Here is a 17102-nt window from a genome sequence, read left to right on the forward strand (position 1 = left end):
CAAATCGCCTAGCCTTGCCGACGCAGAATCAGCGCAAGGGACTGCGAGTGACGGCGGAGACGATCGAGGCGATGGCGGCGCAGATCCGGGGTGGCGACCGCCGTGCCCTGGCCCGCGCCATCACCCTGGTCGAATCCCGCCGTGCCGACCATCGCGAACGGGCCGAGGCGCTGCTGGAGGCGCTGGCGCCCGTCGCCGGCGGCGCCATCAGGATCGGCATCTCCGGCCCGCCCGGCGTCGGCAAGTCGACCTTCATCGAGGCCTTCGGCCTGCACCTCACCGGCCAGGGGCACCGCGTCGCGGTGCTGGCGGTCGACCCGTCCTCGCAGCGCTCCGGCGGCTCGATCCTGGGCGACAAGACGCGGATGGAGCTGCTGACCCGCGACCCCGCCGCCTTCATCCGCCCCTCCCCGGCCGGTTCCACTCTGGGCGGGGTGGCTCGGCGCACCCGCGAGAGCCTGCTGCTGTGCGAGGCCGCCGGCTATGACGTGGTGATCGTCGAGACCGTCGGCGTCGGCCAGTCCGAGACCGCGGTGGCGCAGATGGTCGACGTGTTCCTGCTGCTGCTGCTGCCCGGCGCCGGCGACGAGCTGCAGGGCATCAAGCGTGGCATCGTCGAGGTCGCCGATATCCTGGTGGTGAACAAGGCCGACGGCGGCCAAAAGGGCGCCGCCAACCACGCCGCCGCCGAGTATCGCCACGCTTTGGCGCTGCTGCGCAGTGCCGGCGGCTGGACCCCGCCGGTGCTGCAATGCTCGGCGCTGGAGAACCGCGGCATCGACAAGGTCTGGGACACCATCGGGTCGTTCCGCGCGCAGATGGGCGAGGCCCTGGCCGGGCGCCGCGCCGAGCAGGCCCGGTCCTGGCTGTGGCGCGAGCTGGGCGACGGCCTGCTGGACGCGCTGCGCGGCCACCCCGCGGTGGCCAAGGCGCTGCCCGGGCTGGAGGCCGAGGTCGCCGCCGGCCGCCTGCTGCCGACCGCCGCGGCGCGGCGGCTGCTGGAGCGGTTTCTGGAGGGGTGAAAGAGACGCCCTGCGCCGGCCGGGTCGGTCGAACGCGACCCGGCCGGCGCTGGATGTCAGGCCTTCTTGGACGTCAGGCCAACCGAAGACGGCGCACCGGCTTTCGCCTTTTCCGGGGCGTTCTTCTTCGGCTTCTTGGCTTCCTTGGGCTTGCGCACTTGACCCTTGGCCATGGCAGGCCTCCTTCGCTTGTGGGCCCGCACATCATAGCGAAACGCCACCGATCGTCATAAAAATTCAATCCGGGCCGGCGGAGCGGGAGATCCCGTCTCCGGCCGCCGGATAGGCTATCCTCTCCCTCGGCAACAGGGAGGCGGCGATGACCAGCTACGACGCCATCATCATCGGCACGGGCCAGGCCGGACCGGCGCTGGCGGACCGGCTGAGCCGGGCCGGGCAGCGCGTCGCGGTGATCGAGCGCGCGCGCTTCGGCGGCACCTGCGTCAACACCGGCTGCATCCCGACCAAGACCATGGTCGCCAGCGCCTACGCCGCCCGGATGGCGCAGCGCGCCGCCGAATTCGGCGTCGTCCTGCCCGGCCCGCCCCGGGTCGACATGAGGCAGGTCAAGGCGCGCAAGGATGCCGTGTCCGGCCAGTCGCGGGTCGGGGTCGAAAGCTGGGTGCGCGGGATGGCGGACTGCACCGTGATCCAGGGCCATGCCCGGCTGGCCGGGCCGCGCAGCGTCCAGGTCGGCGACGAGACCCTGACCGCCGAGCGGATCTTCCTGAATGTCGGCGGCCGGGCCACGGTGCCGCCGATGCCCGGCATCAAGGACGTGCCGTTCCTGACCAACAGCACGATGATGGATCTGGACACGCTGCCGGAGCATCTGGTGATCGTCGGCGGCTCCTATATCGGGCTCGAGTTCGGCCAGATGTTCCGCCGCTTCGGCTCCGCCGTGACGGTGATCGAGATGGGCCCCCGGCTGATCGGCCGCGAGGACGAGGATGTCTCCGCCGCCGTCGCCGGCTTCCTGGAGAAGGAGGGCGTTGCGATCCGAACCAACGCCACATGCCTGAGCGTGGTGCGGCAGGGCGACGGCGTGGCCGTGACGGTCGACTGCACCGCCGGCGCACCGGTGGTCGCCGGATCGCACCTGCTGCTGGCGGTCGGGCGCCGGCCGAACACCCACGATCTGGGCCTGGAGGCCGCCGGCGTGGCCGTCGACGAGCGCGGCTACATCACCGTCGACGACACGCTGCAGACCAGCGTGGCCGGGATCTGGGCGCTGGGCGACTGCAACGGCCGCGGCGCCTTCACCCACACCGCCTATAACGACTTCGAGATCGTCGCCGCCAACCTGCTGGACGGCGACAGCCGCCGCGTCAGCGACCGCATCCCGGCCTATGCCCTGTACACCGATCCGCCGCTCGGCCGCGCCGGCATGACCGAGGCGGAGGCGCGCCGCTCCGGCCGCCGCATCCTGGTCGCCAAGCGGCCGATGACCCGGGTCGGCCGAGCCGTCGAGAAGGGCGAGACCGAAGGCTTCATGAAGGTCGTGGTCGACGCGGGCTCACGGCAGATCCTGGGCGCCGCCATCCTCGGCACCGGCGGCGACGAGGTGGTGCACGGGCTGCTCGACCTGATGTACGCCAAGGCACCCACCGACGTGCTGCAGCGGTCGATGCCGATTCACCCGACGGTGTCCGAACTGCTGCCGACCCTGCTCGGGTCGCTGGAGCCGGTTTCATGAGCGGGCGCGACCGGGCCGAGGCCGAGGTGCTGCGGGTGCTGGGCACCGCGGCGCCGGCGGGCCGCACCGTCACGCCGGACGACCGGCTGCTGGAGGATCTCGGCCTCGCCCCCGCCGACGTCACGCGGCTGGCCTGGGACATCGAGCAGGCGCTGGGCATCGACCTGCCGCGCGACGACCTGGCGTCGGTCTTCACCGTCCGCTCCCTGATCGACCTGGTCGACCAGCATTACGACCCGGCGACGGCCGATCCGCAGCACGGGTGGCATATGTGACCGGCACCGGTCACGGTTACGACTAATGGATGAGTGCACTGCAGCGCGGGATCGGCTCTCCGGCGTTGCGGGATCAGGAAGCAGACACCAAGCTGACACAGCAGCTGGAGACGTCCGCCCATGAATCCCCAGCGCCGGCTGACGGTCATCGTCTCGCTCGACGTCGCCGGCTTCACAAGGCTGGTGCAGGAGGATGAGCGTGCCACCCTGGCAGCGCTGGCTTCGATCCGCCGCGACCTGCCGGGAGCGCCGCTGCGGGCCCGGCATGGTCATGTCTTCAAGACCATGGGCGACGGCGTGCTGATCGAGTTCACCAACATCGAGGACGCCGTGTGCTGGACGGTCGACTTCCAGAAGGCGATGGCGGTCCGCAATGCGCAGAAGCCCAAGCGGCCGATGCTGGTGCGCGCCGGCATCGCGATCGCCGATGTCTTCGTCGAAGGCGACGATCGCTTCGGGGCCGCCGTCGCCTTCGTCGTCCGCCTGCAGCAGGCGGCACCGCCGGGCGGCATCGCCATCACCCACTCCGTGCGCTGGCAGCTCGGCAAGTCGCTGTCGGCCCCCTTCGTCCGGGAGATGAAGACGCTAAGGGATATGGGCGACCCGATGGAGGTCTGGGTCTGGACTCCTGCCGGCACCGACATCGACCGTGCCGCAGCGGCGAACCGCGATGCCGGCGCGGCGGAGGAGGATGAGGATCTGCCCTCGATCGTCATCCTGCCCTTCGACAATCTGTCGGGCGATCCGGCCGCGACCGCGCTCGCCGATGGTGCGGTGGAGGAGATCACCGCGACGCTCTCCCGCATCCGCGACTTTACCGTCATCGCCCGCCATTCGGCCGTGGCGTACCGCGCCGCCGGGCGTCCCCTGGACCCTCGCGAGATCGCCCGCACCTTCAAGGTCCGTTACGCGCTCGAAGGCAGCGTGCGGACCTCCGGCAGCCGGGTGCGGATCTCGGCGCAGCTGATCGATGCGGCCAGCGCCCTGCACCTCTGGTCCGGGCGTTTCGACGGGACGGCCGAGGACATGTTCGACCTGCAGGACCGGATCGCCGAGGGCGTCGCCGGCGCGTTGCACCCCTCGATCCGGGCGGCGGAGATCGCGCTGGCGCTCAGCAAGCGGCCCGACAGCCTGGCGGCCTACGACCTGATGCTGCAGGCGCTCCCACATCTCTGGGCCCACCGGAAGCCGGAGAATGCCGAGGCGATCCGGCTGCTACGGGAGGCGTTGCGGCTCGATCCGGAGTACAGCCGGGCCGCGGCCCTCGCCGCCTGGGCGCATGGCCAGCAGGTCACCTACAACTGGGCCGCGGACTATGCGGCCGAGCGGGCGGCGGGGGACCTTCTGATCAAGCAGGCCTCGGAGGGGTCGCAGGACGACGCGACGGCGCTGAGCGCCCTGGCCACGGCGACCATGCTGCTGTTCGGCGACATCGGCCGGGCCGAGCAGTTCGTCGACCGCGCGCTGGCGCTCGACCCGAACCATGCCTGGGCCTGGACGCGCCGCGGCTTCCTGCACGTCTATCGCGGCAATCCGGCTGCGGGCCGGCCCTGCTTCGAACGGGCGATCCGCCTGAGCCCCCTCGACCCTTTCAGCTTCAACTGCTTCATCGGCCTGGGCCTGGCCACCTTCGCCGAGGGCAGTCCCGAGGAAGCGGCCGGCTGGACCCGCAAGGCGCTGCATCAGAAGCCGGCAGCGACCTGGATGTTCCGCGACCTCGCCACCTTCCTGGCCCATGCCGATCAGATCGAGCCCGCACGCGCGGCGCTGGCGCAGTTCATGGCCTCCAGGCCCGGGATCACCGTCTCGACCGTGGCCGACGCCCTACATTATTTCGAGCCGGATCTGCTGCGCCGCTATCTCGACGGCCTGAGCCGTGCGGGCCTGCCCTCCGAGCCGGCAGCCGCGCCGACCTCATGACCTCCGACGGCCTCACCTTCCATCCGGTCGACGCGGCGCGCTGGCCCGATTTCGAGCGGCTGTTCGAAAGCCGCGGCGGGCCGAAATACTGCTGGTGCATGGTGTGGCGCGCGACGCCGCAGGAGGTCAAGCTCGACGGCGCCGGCCGCAAGGCGGCGCTGCACGCCAGGGTGCGGGACGGGGTGCCGATCGGCATCCTCGGCTATCGCGACGGTGAGCCGATGGCCTGGTGCTCCATCGCCCCGCGCGAGAGCTACCGCCCGCTCGGCGGCCCCAAGGACGAGAAACGGGTCTGGTCCCTGGCCTGCATGTTCGTTCCCCGCCGGCTGCGCGGCCAGGGACTGGCCGACGGGCTGATCGCGGCGGCGGTGGAGCATGCTCGGGCGCAGGGCGCCGCGGTGGTCGAGGCGTATCCGGTCGATCCTGACTCACCCAGCTACCGCTTCATGGGCTTCGTCCAGGCCTTCGCCCGGGCCGGCTTCATCGAGATCGGCCGGGCCGGCAGCCGCCGCCACGTCATGCGGTTGCGCCTGTCGGAATAGCCGGCTTCCGTCAGGCCGATGGCGGATGCAGTCAAATCCGCCGGCTCTCCGACCCTAGAGTGGGACCAAACCACAGGGAGAGCGCGATGCGATCGTATGTGCTGGCCGCCACCGCTGTCCTGGCGCTCTCCGGCCCTGCCGCCTTCGCCGCCGATCCGGCGCCGACGGTGCCGGCTTCCGATCTGGCGGACATCCAGACCGCCTTCGACCCGATGGGCCCGGCGGTGCAGGCGCTGACGCTGCCGGACGGCCGGGTGGTGCACTATATCGACGAGGGCGAGCCCGGCTGGCGGCCGGTGCTCTATGCCAGCGGCACCGGCACCAGCGCCCGCGCCTTCGGCATGACCGAATACCTGCGCAGCCTGCGCATCCGGCTGAAGCTCCGCTTCATCAGCGTCGAGCGCAACGGCTTCGGCGACACCGAGTTCCGGCCCGGCTGGACCACCAGGGACTACGCGGCCGAGGTCCGCGCCGTGCTGGACCATCTCGGCATCCAGCAGGCGGCCGCCCTGGCGATCTCCGGCGGCGGGCCCTACCTGGCCGAGATCGCGGCGGAGATGCCGGACCGGCTGATCTCGCTGCACTTCCTGGCCGCAACCTCCGGCTTCGGGCCGGAGCGCAAGGCCTGCACGGTGTCGGAGGCCGAGCTGACCGAGATGATGAAGGTGGCGCAGAATCCGGAGGCCTGGTGGGCCTATCCGGAGACCAGCCCGACCCGCAAGATCCCGGGCTTCGCCGACCGGGCCTATGAGGAGGGCGCGCGCACCTATTTCATCCGCGGCCAGATGGGTGACCTGCGCGGTCAGGTCGCCGAATACCGCCGCTACTGCACCGAGCCGAAGGCCGATGTCTCGAAGGTCCAGGTGCCGGTCTATGTCTATCACGGCACCGCCGACAAATCGGTCCCGCTCGACCAGGCGCAGTACTGGCAGTCGCAGTTCCCGAACCTGCGCAAGGCCCGGATCTACGAGGGCGAAGGCCATGACGTGCAGTACCGGCACTGGGACCAGCTGCTGCTGGACGTCGCCGGCCATGCCGAGCTGACCATGCTGTGCGCCGACAGAAAGTCGCAGGCAGTGCCGGACGCGGACGCCCAGGCGCTGCTGGCGAAGGGCGCCACGCTGGGCATCTGCGCTTGGCAGTGAAGGCCGGGTTGCGGGTAGACTGGGGGCCAGCCCTCGCAGCGAAGGATGCGCGCCATGGCCACCACGCCCCCGCCCCTTGCCCTCGACCTGCCGGCCCCCGGCTTCAGCCTGCCCGCCACCGACGGCCGGACCTATTCCCTGGACGACGTCGCCGGGCCGCGCGGCACGGTGATCGTCTTCATCTGCAACCACTGCCCCTATGTGAAGGCGGTGATCGACCGCATGGTGGACGACGCCATGTCGCTGCTGGCCGAGGGCATCGGCTTCGCCGCGATCTGCTCGAACGATGCCGCCGCCTATCCGGAAGACGGCTTCGAGCGGATGCAGGCCTTCGACGAGGCGCATGACCTGCCCTTCCCCTATCTGTATGACGAGGACCAGTCGGTGGCGCGCGCCTATGGCGCGGTCTGCACCCCGGACTTCTTCGGCTACGATTCGCACCGCCAGTTGAAGTATCGCGGCCGGCTGGACGAGGGCCGCACCGGCCCGCTCCCGCCCCATGCGCGGCGCGAGCTGGTCGAGGCGATGATCCGGATCGCCGAGACCGGCCAGGCCCCCGCCGACCAGGTGCCGTCGATGGGCTGCTCGATCAAGTGGAAGGTGGCCTGAGCGACGGCACCGATGCGGCCCCGACAACGACTTCGCAGGAGGCCGGGCTCTTTCATATCGCCGGAGCCGCTTCGGGTCAGCGGCATGCAGCGCCAACGCCGATCGACGGCTGACGCATCCCGGCGTCAGCCGTCGTGCACGGGGCCGCGATCCACTCAAGGCGGGTGTGGTGTCAGCCCATAGAGCCGGCACTGGGCCTCGTACTCGCGGCGCCGGCGTTCGGCGTCGGTCTCGGGCGGCGCGGTCTCGGGCGGCTCAGGCTCGGGCGGCGCGGCGCTTTCGGCCGGCGGTGGCCAGACCGGCGGGTCGAGCTCGGAACAACCGATCCGCCAGGGCTGGTCGGGCACGGGCAGGGTGCGGACGACCTTGCCGGTCTTGTCGGTGACCTCGCCGGTGGTGACGTCGTGGATCCAGCGCTCGCCTTCGGGTCCGCCGACATCGCTGGCCCAGATGCCGCGCGCAACCACGCAGCTGGGGCGGGACGGGTCCCGCGGGGGCGGGTCGGCGGCGGGCGGAGGCCCGCTCTCCGGGCCGCTGCCCGGATCTTCGTCCTCTTCGTCTTCCCCGGCGGGGCCGGCGGCGAGGGCGGCCCAGTCGGGCGGGATACCGAGGTCGCGGCAGAGGCGCAGGACCAGGGTCTCGAGCGGCAGGGCGGTGTCGGCCAGGTCGGCGTCGATGCGGTCGTTCTCGGTCAGCCGGTCCCAGAGATCGGCGGTCAGCCGATCCCGGGCCTCGGCATCAGTGTCGGGGGCTGCGGCGATGGCGCGGCCGACGCTGCGGGAGACGGACAGGCGCCGGTCGTTGCTGAGGATCCGTCGCATCCTGCGGCCGTGCTCGGCCTCGCGCTGCGCCTCCTGCCGCCGCTCACGCAGCCGGGCTCATCCGGCCGGTCGGGCCTGCTCCGGCCGAGGGACTGGATGGCCACGCTTCGCTCGCCATGACGGTGTGGGGGCCGGTGTCTGCTCTCTCTTCAAATCGGGATACGGACCCCGGATCCTGTGCGCCAGCCCGGGCTATCTCGCGCGCCGCGGCGTGCCGGCCGCGCCGGCCATGACTGCGTCATCACGGGCTCGTCGGCAACCGGCGCTTCATGGGTGCTGGACGGGCCGCAGGGCCGGGAAACGGTCGCGGTCTCCGGGCGTTTCGCCGCGAACGAGATGCAGGCGGTGTTTGCCGCCGCGATCGCGGGCCACGGCATCGCCCAGTTGCCGCTCGGCTTCGCCGGAGCCCCGGTCGCGGACGGTCGGCTGCGCCGAATCCTGGCCGACCACACGACGCCGGCCGGCGGCCTCTACGCCGTCTATCCGAGCGGCCAGCACCTCTCGCCCCTGGTCAGGGCCTTCGTCGAGCTCGCGGTGGAGCGGATCAGCGCGGCCGGGGGCCGGATCGGCGGGCCAGCGGGCTGCCAGCCCTAGCCGAACGCGGCCTGGTACTGCTCCGGCTTGAAGCCCACCAGCAGTTTGCCGCCGAGGTCGAGCACCGGCCGCTTGATCATCGCGGGCTGGTCGAGCATCAGCCCGATCGCCCTGGCCTCGGTCAGCCCCTCGCGGGTGGCGTCCGGCAGCTTGCGGAAGGTGGTGCCGGCGCGGTTCAGCAGCACCTCCCAGCCGGCCTTGCGCGCCCAGCCCTCGAGCGTGGCGCGGTCGATCCCCGCCGCCTTGTAGTCGTGGAAGGCATAGGCGACGCCGCGCTGGTCGAGCCAGGCCCGCGCCTTCTTCATCGTGTCGCAGTTCTTGATGCCGTAGATCGTGACCGCCTTCGCCATGCTTCCGCTCATCCTCTGCCAAATCGTGTCCAGGCAGCGGACCATAGGCGCCGGCCTAACCCCCGTCATCCGTTCAGCGGCCAGCGACCCAGGACATCATACTGGGTATGTCCGTACAGGCTGTGTATCAGAGCGAAGTCGCGGACGGTGATTGTAATCGGCTCGTCGAGGGGTGTCTCGGGAATGACCTTGCGGTCATAAAGCAAAGTAAGATGTGGCTTGAACCGCAAACGAGACCCGTTCCGACGCAAGCCCACTTTCTCCAACGCTGGACCGAAGGCGTTGTGCAACTCGGTCAGCTCGTCCTTGCCGTCGCTGCAGAGGAGGACGATCGCAGAGGCCATGTCGCCGCCCCTTTCGAAGCTTGTCACCCGGTCGAAGGTCACTTTGAATGGTCGAGCCCGGATGGTCTCGGCCCCTTGCTTCAGCCTTGCCAGTGTCTCCGCCGAGAGCTTCGCATAGGGACCGGCAGCATATAGCGAGATATGGAGAACTCTCGGCGGGCGAGGCCGACCTTGCAGCCCGTATTGATACCGGATATCGATGATCCGGTCGGAGACAGAAGCCGCATCCCCTTCAGCAAGAAGATGGGCAAAGAACACCGGATCCTCAATTCGTCCGGTCGGTGGTCCCGGCGGGGAAGGCGGCCGTGAAGGCAATCTCAAGTAAGCAATGCCGAGATCCAGTGATAGTTGCCTCGGGTCTTTTGATCGTGCCCCGAATATCTTGGGTTTCAGCATGACAAAGGCCTTGGCGGGGCCGCCTCCGTCCGTCTTTTTGGAGGCATGGATCTTCCTATAAAGATGGAATGCGGCCAAGCCCCAGCAAGGTATCACTTGGTCCGCGGATACCGACCGACGACCGCGCTCCGACCCGCTGACCACTACCTGACAGCCGATGTCAGGTAGTGCCTGATACGCTCGCCCTCGCATTCAGCATTTCGGGGTTGGAGATGAACACCACAACGGTCGGGAAGAAGATCCGGAAGGCGCCGGCGGAGGTGGCGGAAGGCCGGTGCCTGTGCGGCCGGGTGCGGATCGAGATCGGGGTTCCGGCGCGCTGGGCCTGGCACGACCATTCCAGGGACAGCCGGCTGGCCCATGGCGCCGCCTATGCCACCTATGTCGGGTGCTGGCGCAGTCGCGTCCGCATCGTCAAGGGCGAGGCCGCCCTGACCCGCTTCACCGAGGAGGACACCGGGCGCACGCGCAGCTTCTGCCGCCATTGCGGCACGCCGGTGCTGTATGAGCGGCCGCATGCGGCGCAGATGGTGAACATCCCGCGCGCCCTGTTCGAGACCCGCACCGGCCGCGAGCCGCTGTACCACATCGCCATCGAGCAGGCGCGGGAATGGACCTGGCGCGGCGAGCCGCTGCGTCCGCTGAAGGGCTTTGTCGGCGTGGTGTGGACCGGGCCGAAGAAGAAAAAACGGCCGCTGATGGACGAGGAGTTCTGAGAACCCGTCCGCAGGCCTCAAGCCGCACCCTCACCCTCGAGCACGATCAGCCGTTCGATGAACTTCCGCTTGGTCTCGTGCGCCGACCGGATGGCGGCGAGGCGTCGGCCGAACTCGCTCCGGCTTCCGTCCTCCGCGGCCAGCGCCTGAAGGTCGACGAGCAGGCTGACGGCATGGTCATAGCCGGCGGGATTGCGGCGCTGGATCTCGACTTCGACCTCGCGCCAGACGGCGGCGCCGCGCTGCCTGAGCGCAACGAGCCGGATGCGGCGCGCCTTTCCCGCCTCTTCGGCCTGGCGGCGTCGTTCCTTCTCCAGGCGCTCGGCCTCGGCGCGTTCGCGTGCCTCCGCGATCTCCTGCGCCCGAATCCGCAATGAGCCGGCTGTGCGGCGCGGCGCAGATGACGCCGGGCGCCTGCGGAACCTGCGCAAGAGCTCGGCGGCGACATGGCTGTCGCCCTCGACGACACGCAGCAGCAATTCAGACTTTTCGTCCTCGGCGATCGACGCCAAGGCGTCCCGCAGATCGTCCTTGGACATCGCCGCCTCGGCCGTGCCGGATTCGGCGGCCGCCTGGACCAGATCGGGATCGACGTCGAAGAACCGGGCGAAGACTTCGAGCGCCGCGGTCAGCGGTCCGATGCCCGGCAGCGGCTCGACGTCGCCGTCGGACACCGACTCGTCCTGCACTGCCGCCAGCCACAAGAGATAGAACACCCTGAGGTCGGCCGAGAGCACATCCGCTCGCAGCGGCGCGAGCGCGGCCAGCCGGCCGGAATCGTCCTCCCAATGATCCTCGATCTCCACCTCGTCGCGGAGAATGTCGACGATCAGGTTGTCGCCAGCGACCCAGACCTTGACCCAATCGACCTCGCCAAGAAAGGGATCGAGGCTTGCAAGGCTCAACAGACGCTCGGGCACCCGCATCATCAGACGCCGCGTGCCCCAGTTCGCGAGATAGAGATGGAGGTCGAACCAGCGCTCCATGAACTTGCGCGGATCGCCTCTGAAATCGCCCCAGTTGTATTCATTCGTGAAGCTCGTCGCGGTGATCCGCGCCCGTGACGACACCGCCCGCACCGCGTCCTGCGCCGCCCGGTCGAGGGGCCGATCGACCGCCTGGAACTCGTAGTATTGGTATTCGCTCATGGGTGAGAACCCAACCGCGATTCGGGCGCAGATTCAAGGGAGCGGGCAGGCCCGCGTGATCAAGAGCGCGCGAGAACGGCGACGGTCGCCGGCTTGTCGTCGATCGGGAAATGCAGCGCCGCCGCCACCAGCCCGGCGATCGCGGTGGCGATCCAGACCAGGGAATAGGAGCCGGTGACGTCGAACACGAAGCCGCCGGCCCAGGCGCCCAGGAACGATCCGATCTGGTGGCTGAGGAAGCAGACGCCGAACAGCGTGCCGAGATGGCGCGTGCCGAACACCTTGGCCACCAGCCCGCTGGTCAGCGGCACGGTGCCCAGCCAGGTCAGGCCCATCACGGCGGCGAAGAGCACGACCGACGCCTCGCTCTTCGGCGCCAGGAAGAAGGCGGCGATGGCGGCGCCGCGGATCAGGTACAGCCAGCCCAGCACCTGCTGCTGGCGATACCGCCCGCCGAGCCAGCCGCAGCCCCAGCTGCCGATCATGTTGAACAGCCCGACCAGCGCCAGCGCCGTGGCGCCGAGCCCGGCCGGCATGTGGCACAGCAGCAGGTAGTTCGGTAGATGCGTGCCGATGAAGGCGAGCTGGAAGCCGCAGGTGAAGAAGCCGAGGGTCAGCAGGCGGTAGCCGCGATGGCCCAGCGCCTGCGCCACCGCCGCCCGCAGCGGCATCGGCGGCTCGGCCTGCGCCGCCACACCGCTCCGGCCCTGCCGGTCGAGGACCAGCCCGAGCGGCGCCACCGCCAGCAGGCAGCCGGCCAGCACCAGCAGCGACGCCGCGGTGCCCGAGAGATCGGTGACCCATTGCGACAGCGGCACCAGCAGCACCTGGCCCAGCGACCCGCCGGCGCTGGCCAGGCCCATCGCCATGCTGCGCTTCTCCGGCGGCGCGGCGCGGCCCAGAGCGGTCAGCACCACGCCGAAGGTGGTGCAACTGATGCCGATGCCGACCAGCACGCCGAGGCCGAGCACCAGCGTCAGGCCCGACGAGGCCAGGGCGGTGAGGACCAGGCCGGCGGCGAAGGCCACGGCCCCGAAGGCGACCACCGGCGCCGCGCCCCAGCGGTCGGCGGCGGCGCCGGCGAAGGGCTGGGTGAAGCCCCAGACCAGGTTGTGCAGGGCGATGGCGAAGGCGGTCAGCGTCACCGGCATGCCGCGGTCGAAGGAGAACGGCCCGATGAACAGGCCGAAGGTCTGCCGCGAGCCCATGGCGGCGCTCATGATCAGCGCCCCCGCCAGGATCACCAGCCCGGCCTGGACCGCGGGGGATGCGAGTTGCCTGCCTTCGATCGCCGCCATCATCCGGGCCCTCCTCGCCCGGCCCCACAATGGCGAGCGGCGAGGAGGCCGGCAAAAGAGAAGGTTTCGACGACGGGTGAAGGATCTTCATCCATTCGTCTGGTCTTCCATGTCGGCAAGCAACCCCCAACCGTCATTGCTGTGCAAGTTCATTAATTCGTTGATCGATGCTGCGGACGAGAGGAGGCGGCATCGATGCGCGACAACAGCTACGACCGGACGATCGAGCGCAACTATCTGCAGAAGTGGCGCTTCCTGATTCCAGAATACGAGGCGGTGAAGGCCGGGACGTCACCGACGTTCCGGCGGGTCGGCGAGTTCTACCGGCACCACGGCACCTGCTCACAGACCTTCCGGAAGTATTACAACCGCTATCTGCAGAGTGGCTCGGAGCAAGACCTGCTGCCGCAGCGGCGCGGACCGAAATGGCGCGAACGCCGCGACCCGACCGGCATCGAGGCCGAGATCCTGGCCTGCCGCCACCGCGGCCTCAACCGCTACGAGATCCATGCCGTCTTGCGGGAGACGCGCCAGGATGTATCGTCCCTGCCGTCGACCTCCACCATCTACCGCCGGCTCCGGCAGAACGGCCTGAACCGCAAGACCAAGGCCATGGTCGAGGAAAAACGCAGGATCATCAAAACCATGCTCGGCGAGATGGGCCATGTCGACCTGCACCAGCTGCCCCGGGACATCTTCCTGCAGCCCCCCCGACAAGCCCGCCTACCTGGTCTGCCTGATCGACGCCTGCTCTCGCCTGGCCTGGGCCGAGATCCTCGCCAGCAAAAAGGCCCTGCCGGTGATGTTCCGCACCCTGAAGATGATCAACACCCTCAACGCCAGCTACGGCCTGCAGTTCAAGGACATCCTCACCGACAACGGCGCCGAGTTCGCCTCCCGGCAAAACCCCGACGACCATCCCTTCGAAGCCATGCTCCTCGAACTCGGCATCAAGCACCGCTACACCAGGCCCTACCGGCCACAGACCAACGGCAAGGCCGAACGCTTCTGGCGCACCATCAACGACGACCTCATCGACGGCGCCACCTTCGACAACCTCGAACACTTCTCCAACGAACTGTTCGAATACCTTGTCTATTATAACGCCTTCAGACCCCACCAAGCCCTTGACGGCCTCACACCAAAGGCCTTCGCAATCACCAAAACACAACCCCATCGATCAACGAATTAATGAACTTGCACAATTGCGAGGAGGCGAAGCCGACGAAGCAATCCATGCCTCCGCTCTTGCCGCCCTGGATTGCTTCGCTGCGCTCGCAATGACGGTGTGGGGCAGCCTCAGGCGATCCGGCGTCCGGCGACGGGGCCCTGCCCGGCCGCCTCGACCTCGCGCAGCAGCCAGCGCTGGAAGCCGAGCAGATCGGGACGGCGTTCGGCCCCCTCGGAGCCGACCAGCCAATAGGCGGTCTCGGCCTCGATCGTGGGCCCGCCCGCCTCGACCAGGGCGCCGGAGGCGAGGTCCCGGTCGACCAGCGGCCGCCGGCCGAGGGCGACGCCGAGCCCCATGGCCGCCGCCTCGAACGCCATCTGGATGGTGTCGACGCGCAGCCCCGCGGCGAGGCCGACGCCGTCGGTGCCGGTCCGCTCCAGCCAGGCCTGCCAGTCCTCGCTGGCCGGGGTGACGTGGATCAGCGCGGCCCGGCGCAGATCGACCGCCCCGTCCTCGCCGAGGATGGTGTCGCGATAGGCCGGGCTGCACACCGGCACCAGGGTCTCGCCGAACAGCCGGGTCCAGGCGGCGCCGGCGGCACGGCTCATCCGGATGGCGAAGTCGAAGCCGTCGACCGGGAAGCCGACCTGCCGCCGCGAGGTGTCGACGGTGACGCCGATGGTCGGCCAGCGCTCGGCGAAGCGGTGCAGCCGCGGCAGCAGCCAGCGCGAGGCGAAGGTCGGGGCGCAGCTGACGGTGATGGTCCGGCGCTCGCGGTGATGCGGCAGGCGCTGGGTGCCGATGGCGATCAGCGACAGCGCCTCGGAGACATAGGGCAGGTAATCCGCCCCCTCGGGGGTCAGGGACAGCCTGCGGGGCTCGCGCAGGAACAGCTCGACGCCCAGCGCCCGCTCCAGCCCGACGATGCCGTGGCTGACCGCGCTCGGCGTCACGTTCAGCTCGGCGGCGGCGAGCTTGAAGCTGAGATGGCGCCCGGCCGCCTCGAAGAAGCGCAGGGACGACAGCGGCGGCAGGCGAAGCGGCATCCGCGCAGCATATCCCGGCCGAGCAAGGCTTGCGAGCGCAGTCCACGGATGGGGCCGCATCTGTCGCGGCCCCGGCGCCCCGTGCTAACGTCCGCGGCAGGGGGACGACATCATGGACCGAGACGCCGGGATTCGCGCCGCGCAGGAGCGCGTGGCAGAGGTCTTTCGCCGCAAGCCGGACGCGGCCTTGAGCACGATCCGGGCCAGCGGGCGGCTTGACCAGGGCCTGGTCTGCCGGGTCCGCCAGGGCGATCACGAAGCGGTGATGGACATGGGCAAGGTCATCGGCGGCGATGGTTCGGCGCCGACGCCCGGCTTCTTCATCCGGGCCGGCCTGGCCGGCTGCGTCGCGATCGGGATCAAGCTGACCGCGGCGCGTGAATCGATCCCGGTCGAGTCGATCGACGTCGATGTGGAGATGGATTTCGACGACGGCGCCCTCCTCGGCGTCGGCAGCAACCCGGCGGCGCCGCTGGAGACGCGGATCACCGTCGCGCTGCGCAGCGCCGCGCCGTGGGAGGTGATCGAGGCGATGGTCGCCCGCGCCCTGGCCGCCGATCCTTACTACCTCGCGCTGCGCGACGCGCAGAGCGTCAAGGTCGGGGTCGTGCCGGCGGGAGCCTAGCCATGGACCCGAAGCTGCAGATCCGGATCCAGCGCTACGGCTGGGATGCCGCCTCGGGCGCCTACGAGGAGTCCTGGCGAGGGCCGCTCCTGCCGGCGCAGCGGACGCTGCTCGAGGCCGCCGCCCTCGCCGCCGGCGAGCGGGTGATCGAGGCGGCCTGCGGCAGCGGCCTGGTGACGAGGGAGATCGCCCGTGCGGTCGGCCCGTCGGGCGAGGTCGTCGCAACCGACCTGTCGCAGGCCATGGTCGACCTGACCGCGCGCGGCTGCGCGGCCGATGGGCTCGGCTGGGTCGAGACGGCCCGGATGGCCGCGGATGACCTCGCCGTGGCGGAAGGCCGGTTCGACGCCGCGGTCTGCGCGCTCGGCCTGATGTATGTCCCCGATCCGCGCGGGGCCATCCGGTCGATGCGGCGCGCGGTGCGGGCGGGCGGGCGTGTGGTGGCCACCGTCTGGGGCCAGCGTCGGAACTGCGGCTGGGCCGAGATCTTCCCGATCGTCGACGCGCGCGTGGCATCCGAGGTGTGCCCGCTGTTCTTCGCCTCCGGGGCGCCGGGCGCGCTCGGCGGCGACTTCGCGGCGGCGGGCCTCGGCGACATCCGCGAGCGCCGCCAACAGGAGAGGCTCGAATTTCCAGACGCGCGGGCGCTGCTGAGCGCGATGCTGATCGGCGGGCCGGTGGCGCTGGCGGTCAAGCGGTTCACGCCCGAGATCCTGGCGGAGGTGGAGGCCGAGTTTCTGCACTCGGTGCGCGAGCATCGCGCCGCCGATGGCCGCTATCTCATTCCCGGCGAGTTCGTCACCGTGGCCGGCCGCAGCGCCTGATCGGCCCTATGGCCGTAGCCCGCGGGCGATGGCCGCTGTGAAGCCGGCGGCGATGGCGCCGTCGGGATCCAGCGCCGGGTTGAAGATGGTGATGTCGATGCCGGCCATCCGGCCGCTCGCCGCGGCGGCGCCGAGCACCGTCGCCAGCTCGTCGAAGGACAGGCCGCCCGGCATCCGGTAGTCCACCGCCGGCATCACCGCATCGTCGAGCACGTCGGCGTCGAGATGCAGCCAGAAGCCGAGCAGCTCGGGCCGGGTCAGCCAGAGCAGCGCCCGGTCCAGCGCGACCTGCAGGCCCGACCGCCGGATCGCGGCGAGGTCGAGCAGGTCGATGCCGCTGTCCTCGATCCGCTGGCTGCCGAACTTCGCCGCGTCCTCGGCGTCGCGGATGCCGAAGGCAACCACGTCCTCGTCGCGCACCAGCGGGCGCAGCCCTTCGAGATCGGTCACCACCGCCGGGCCGCGGCCGGTGGCCAGGGCCAGGTCCATCGACGCCGCCTCACCGTTGGGCTCGGCCTCCGGCTGGTAGAAATCGGCATGGCCGTCGAGGAACAACAGGC

General features: G+C 70.1%; 20 protein-coding genes. 12 read left to right on the plus strand and 8 right to left on the minus strand.

What is annotated here, in order from left to right:
* The first annotated feature begins 47 nt into the window (after positions 1 to 47).
* The 7 genes from meaB (at position 48) to ACTOWL_RS24315 (ending at position 7209) form a co-directional block, all read left to right on the plus strand.
* Positions 48 to 1022: a methylmalonyl Co-A mutase-associated GTPase MeaB gene (gene meaB, locus ACTOWL_RS24285; protein ID WP_441323861.1), complete on the plus strand. Its 975-nt coding sequence runs from the start codon at positions 48 to 50 to the stop codon at positions 1020 to 1022.
* Between the two features lie 319 nt (positions 1023 to 1341).
* A complete protein-coding gene (locus tag ACTOWL_RS24290) occupies positions 1342 to 2718 on the plus strand; it encodes an FAD-containing oxidoreductase (RefSeq protein WP_441323862.1) in 1377 nt (458 codons plus the stop codon).
* Complete coding sequence (locus tag ACTOWL_RS24295; RefSeq protein WP_441323863.1) at positions 2715 to 2993, plus strand: acyl carrier protein; 279 nt, start codon at positions 2715 to 2717, stop codon at positions 2991 to 2993. Before ACTOWL_RS24290 ends, ACTOWL_RS24295 begins: the two co-directional genes overlap by 4 nt.
* 120 nt (positions 2994 to 3113) lie before the next feature.
* Entirely contained in the window at positions 3114 to 4913 is a 1800-nt protein-coding gene (locus tag ACTOWL_RS24300) for a hypothetical protein (protein ID WP_441323864.1), read from the plus strand.
* Entirely contained in the window at positions 4910 to 5455 is a 546-nt protein-coding gene (locus ACTOWL_RS24305; RefSeq protein ID WP_441323865.1) for a GNAT family N-acetyltransferase, read from the plus strand. Before ACTOWL_RS24300 ends, ACTOWL_RS24305 begins: the two co-directional genes overlap by 4 nt.
* An 86-nt stretch (positions 5456 to 5541) precedes the next feature.
* Positions 5542 to 6600, plus strand: a complete 1059-nt coding sequence (locus ACTOWL_RS24310) for an alpha/beta fold hydrolase (protein WP_441323866.1) — start codon at positions 5542 to 5544, stop codon at positions 6598 to 6600.
* 54 nt (positions 6601 to 6654) lie between these two features.
* A complete protein-coding gene (locus ACTOWL_RS24315) occupies positions 6655 to 7209 on the plus strand; it encodes a thioredoxin family protein (protein WP_441323867.1) in 555 nt (184 codons plus the stop codon).
* 155 nt (positions 7210 to 7364) lie between these two features.
* On the opposite strand, the gene ACTOWL_RS24320 is transcribed toward ACTOWL_RS24315, so the two are convergent.
* Positions 7365 to 8030 carry a hypothetical protein gene (locus ACTOWL_RS24320; RefSeq protein ID WP_441323868.1) on the minus strand — a complete coding sequence of 222 codons (666 nt, stop codon included), beginning with the start codon at positions 8028 to 8030 and terminating at the stop codon, positions 7365 to 7367.
* Between the two features lie 177 nt (positions 8031 to 8207).
* Between ACTOWL_RS24320 and ACTOWL_RS24325 the strand changes: the two genes are divergently transcribed.
* Positions 8208 to 8624, plus strand: coding sequence for a LysR substrate-binding domain-containing protein (locus ACTOWL_RS24325; protein WP_441323869.1), 417 nt, complete (start codon positions 8208 to 8210; stop codon positions 8622 to 8624).
* Here the strand turns inward: ACTOWL_RS24325 and ACTOWL_RS24330 are convergent.
* Positions 8621 to 8974, minus strand: a complete 354-nt coding sequence (locus ACTOWL_RS24330; protein WP_441323870.1) for an ArsC family reductase — start codon at positions 8972 to 8974, stop codon at positions 8621 to 8623. The genes ACTOWL_RS24325 and ACTOWL_RS24330 overlap by 4 nt on opposite strands.
* A gap of 65 nt (positions 8975 to 9039) precedes the next feature.
* Entirely contained in the window at positions 9040 to 9714 is a 675-nt protein-coding gene (locus tag ACTOWL_RS24335; protein ID WP_441323871.1) for a 2'-5' RNA ligase family protein, read from the minus strand.
* 212 nt (positions 9715 to 9926) lie between these two features.
* On the opposite strand from ACTOWL_RS24335, the gene ACTOWL_RS24340 reads away from it, so the two are divergent.
* Entirely contained in the window at positions 9927 to 10430 is a 504-nt protein-coding gene (locus tag ACTOWL_RS24340) for a GFA family protein (protein ID WP_441323872.1), read from the plus strand.
* 17 nt (positions 10431 to 10447) lie between these two features.
* On the opposite strand, the gene ACTOWL_RS24345 is transcribed toward ACTOWL_RS24340, so the two are convergent.
* The 3 genes from ACTOWL_RS24345 to ACTOWL_RS24355 all read right to left on the minus strand — a co-directional run bounded on the left by ACTOWL_RS24345 (position 10448) and on the right by ACTOWL_RS24355 (position 13542).
* The gene (locus ACTOWL_RS24345) at positions 10448 to 11578 is read right to left on the minus strand and encodes a hypothetical protein (RefSeq protein ID WP_441323873.1); all 1131 of its coding nucleotides are present in this window, start codon (positions 11576 to 11578) and stop codon (positions 10448 to 10450) included.
* 59 nt (positions 11579 to 11637) lie between these two features.
* Positions 11638 to 12879: an MFS transporter gene (locus ACTOWL_RS24350; RefSeq protein WP_441323874.1), complete on the minus strand. Its 1242-nt coding sequence runs from the start codon at positions 12877 to 12879 to the stop codon at positions 11638 to 11640.
* Positions 12880 to 13218: 339 nt separating this feature from the next.
* Positions 13219 to 13542 carry a hypothetical protein gene (locus ACTOWL_RS24355; protein ID WP_441323875.1) on the minus strand — a complete coding sequence of 108 codons (324 nt, stop codon included), beginning with the start codon at positions 13540 to 13542 and terminating at the stop codon, positions 13219 to 13221.
* Here ACTOWL_RS24355 and ACTOWL_RS24360 point away from each other — a divergent pair.
* Positions 13541 to 14068, plus strand: coding sequence for an integrase core domain-containing protein (locus tag ACTOWL_RS24360; RefSeq protein WP_441323876.1), 528 nt, complete (start codon positions 13541 to 13543; stop codon positions 14066 to 14068). The two genes, ACTOWL_RS24355 and ACTOWL_RS24360, sit on opposite strands and share 2 nt — an antisense overlap.
* A 107-nt stretch (positions 14069 to 14175) precedes the next feature.
* Here the strand turns inward: ACTOWL_RS24360 and ACTOWL_RS24365 are convergent, their stop codons facing one another.
* Positions 14176 to 15093, minus strand: coding sequence for a LysR substrate-binding domain-containing protein (locus tag ACTOWL_RS24365; protein WP_441323877.1), 918 nt, complete (start codon positions 15091 to 15093; stop codon positions 14176 to 14178).
* Between the two features lie 112 nt (positions 15094 to 15205).
* Between ACTOWL_RS24365 and ACTOWL_RS24370 the strand changes: the two genes are divergently transcribed.
* Together ACTOWL_RS24370 and ACTOWL_RS24375 are read left to right on the plus strand one after the other, a co-directional pair.
* On the plus strand, positions 15206 to 15718 hold the full coding sequence (locus ACTOWL_RS24370) for an OsmC family protein (RefSeq protein ID WP_441323878.1): 513 nt from the start codon (positions 15206 to 15208) through the stop codon (positions 15716 to 15718).
* Between the two features lie 2 nt (positions 15719 to 15720).
* A complete protein-coding gene (locus ACTOWL_RS24375; protein WP_441323879.1) occupies positions 15721 to 16542 on the plus strand; it encodes a methyltransferase domain-containing protein in 822 nt (273 codons plus the stop codon).
* A gap of 6 nt (positions 16543 to 16548) precedes the next feature.
* Here ACTOWL_RS24375 and ACTOWL_RS24380 read toward each other — a convergent pair.
* Positions 16549 to 17102: arginase family protein (locus ACTOWL_RS24380; RefSeq protein WP_441323880.1), on the minus strand; the 554-nt coding region annotated here is incomplete at its 5' end.

Source organism: Inquilinus sp. CA228 (assembly GCF_052078665.1).
Lineage (GTDB): Bacteria > Pseudomonadota > Alphaproteobacteria > DSM-16000 > Inquilinaceae > Inquilinus.